Raw genomic sequence first — 2,239 nt, forward strand, 5'->3', positions numbered from 1 at the left:
ACACTTATAAATCTAGCATAAACTTTTTTTCTAGAATCTTCTACATTAGAATCTAAATGTTTATCACTAAGATTAGTGTAAAAAATCATATAGTCTTTTTTAAACTCCACATCGCTAGTAATGTAGCAATCAGTGATTAAATCATTGCTATATTTTAGATTCATAGGTTGCATATTTGTATAGGTGGCATAGAAATTTAAAATCTCATCGCTACTCATAATAATAGGATTAAAATCGCTTAAATCTTGCGTAGTAAGCTGGAGTATTTCTTTTAGTTTTGCTTCTTTATTTTCAAAAGATAGATTATCTTTATTTTCAACTTGTTCTTCAGTCATCTTTCGCTTTTTAGATTCAAAGTAACCTGCGATTCTTTTTTTCTTAGTAGAAAATATTAAAGTATAAGTGATTTTATAAGCCTTTATTCCTGCTTCCCACTTTTTAATAATCTCTTCTGCATAGATATTATTAATCTTTTCTTCTTTAATATTTAAATCCATTAATTCTTTTTTACAAAAGATATTTAATTCTAAATCGTTACTCAAACGATTCCAAAATTGATTACGACTTGTGGCTAATTCTAGCTCTTTATTCATAGTCGCTCCAGCATAAGATATGCCGATAATTTTTACACCAGCACATAAATTGCCATCTTTAGTGGTAAGCATTTTGTCATTAAATTTACACGCAATATTATTCTCGTAAGCTAGTGAATATACCAAAGGCTCTTTAACAAAAAGCGTTTCTAAAAACTCAGTGGCATAATTTAACTTGTTAAGTAGATATTGTTTCGTGTTAGTAAATTTATTGCTAGTTTTTAATTTAGTTTTCTTGTTTTGTTTAGAATCTTTTTCTTGTAAGTTAGAATCTATTTCTTGTGAGTTAGATTCTAATTTGCTTTCATTGCTGAATGTTGCTTGTGTAATATCAGTATTGCTAGTTATAGAATCTATTTCGCTTGTATTGATAGAATCTTGCTTGTTAGATTCTATATTTTCTGCTTGAATATTCTCCATTTGAATATTCTCTTGCACGATTTTAGATTCAATAGAATCTTGCGTAGGATTAATGGTATTAACATTATAGAATACTTGTCTATCATCTTTAGAATCTTTGATAGGCTTATCATTCTTAGTAAAAAAATTCTTTAAAAAACTCATAAAAACCCTTACGCATAATAAAATTTTTTAAACGAATTGCTTAGATTTATATAAACAATGTCGTATATATCATCATCAAAATATTCCAAAATCGCTAAGACTATCATTAAGATTAAAGTCATAAGCAATCCCCAAAGAAAGAAAAATATAAACGCAGTAACACCAAAACATAAAATAAGCATCCAAGCATTTCTGCTTAAACCTTTGATTTTATCTTTCTTTGTGATTTCTCGAATGTTATTTACGCTTATCATTTTATTTTCCTTTTAGAATCTTTTTTATATTTTTTAAGTTAAAAATGCTTGTGTGCCTAATTTTGTAATTCCATATAAAGCTCCTAGTGCTACCATACCGCCGATTAACATTTTAGAATTTTCTTTAAATGTATCAGGCTTAAACACAAAAATAAATCCAACAATAATCATATATACTACGCCCACACTTGCAATTACCGTATTCAAAACGCTCATTACCGTTCCAGCAGTGTCGTTTAATTCGCTTTTAACTTTTGCACCTAAATTTGAAAAATCCGCAAAAAGTGGCACATTACACATTAAAAAACACACAACAAAAATTTGAAAATTTGAAATCTTTTTGAAAAAATTTCTCATTTTAATCCTTTGAATTTGAAATCACTTTTTAAAACTTTTTGTAAGCTTTAAAAAAATTTGTGTGATGTTAGATTAATTTTTGAAAAAAGTATATATTGCATTTTTTTTCTATATATAGCATTTTTGAAGTGGCAGATTGAATGAAATATCGTGTAAGTGGTAAAAGTTTTTTTTCGTAAAATTTTGTAAAATTTTGATATTTACTTTTCATTTACTTTTGAAGTGCTTTAAATGTCGTGTGCAACGAGCTTAGAAAAAATGATATATATGCTTGAAAAATGCTATATATACTTTGCACTATTTTTTATAAATTTTTTGCATTTTTTTATAATTTTTTATGTTTTTCTAGTAAAAATTTTTCAAAATCTAGTAAAAAATAAGAAAAAATTTGCTAGTTTTTAGAATCTAAATTGCAAGTTTGTATAAAAATTCTTGTAAAAAATATAAAAAATTAATGGTAAATTTTAGAAA

Annotated in this window: 2 protein-coding genes and 1 pseudogene; all 3 read right to left on the minus strand. The window is 25.9% G+C overall.

Features of this window, described 5'->3' with window-relative positions:
* Positions 1–1,157, minus strand: a pseudogene (locus LS64_RS12040) (hypothetical protein); the annotation flags it as partial.
* A gap of 8 nt (positions 1,158–1,165) precedes the next feature.
* Positions 1,166–1,411, minus strand: a complete 246-nt coding sequence (locus LS64_RS12045) for a hypothetical protein (RefSeq protein ID WP_034569777.1) — start codon at positions 1,409–1,411, stop codon at positions 1,166–1,168.
* A gap of 33 nt (positions 1,412–1,444) precedes the next feature.
* A complete protein-coding gene (locus LS64_RS12050; protein ID WP_034569774.1) occupies positions 1,445–1,768 on the minus strand; it encodes a hypothetical protein in 324 nt (107 codons plus the stop codon).
* Positions 1,769–2,239: the final 471 nt, after the last annotated feature.

Origin of the sequence: Helicobacter saguini (assembly GCF_000762875.2) — a bacterium.
Taxonomy (GTDB): domain Bacteria; phylum Campylobacterota; class Campylobacteria; order Campylobacterales; family Helicobacteraceae; genus Helicobacter_A; species Helicobacter_A saguini.

What these genes read in the sequence shown, in the direction of transcription:
- LS64_RS12045 (WP_034569777.1), bottom strand. Translation starts at nt 1,411, where the DNA reads ATGATAAGCGTAAATAACATTCGAGAAATCACAAAGAAAGATAAAATC.
- LS64_RS12050 (WP_034569774.1), bottom strand. Translation starts at nt 1,768, where the DNA reads ATGAGAAATTTTTTCAAAAAGATTTCAAATTTTCAAATTTTTGTTGTG.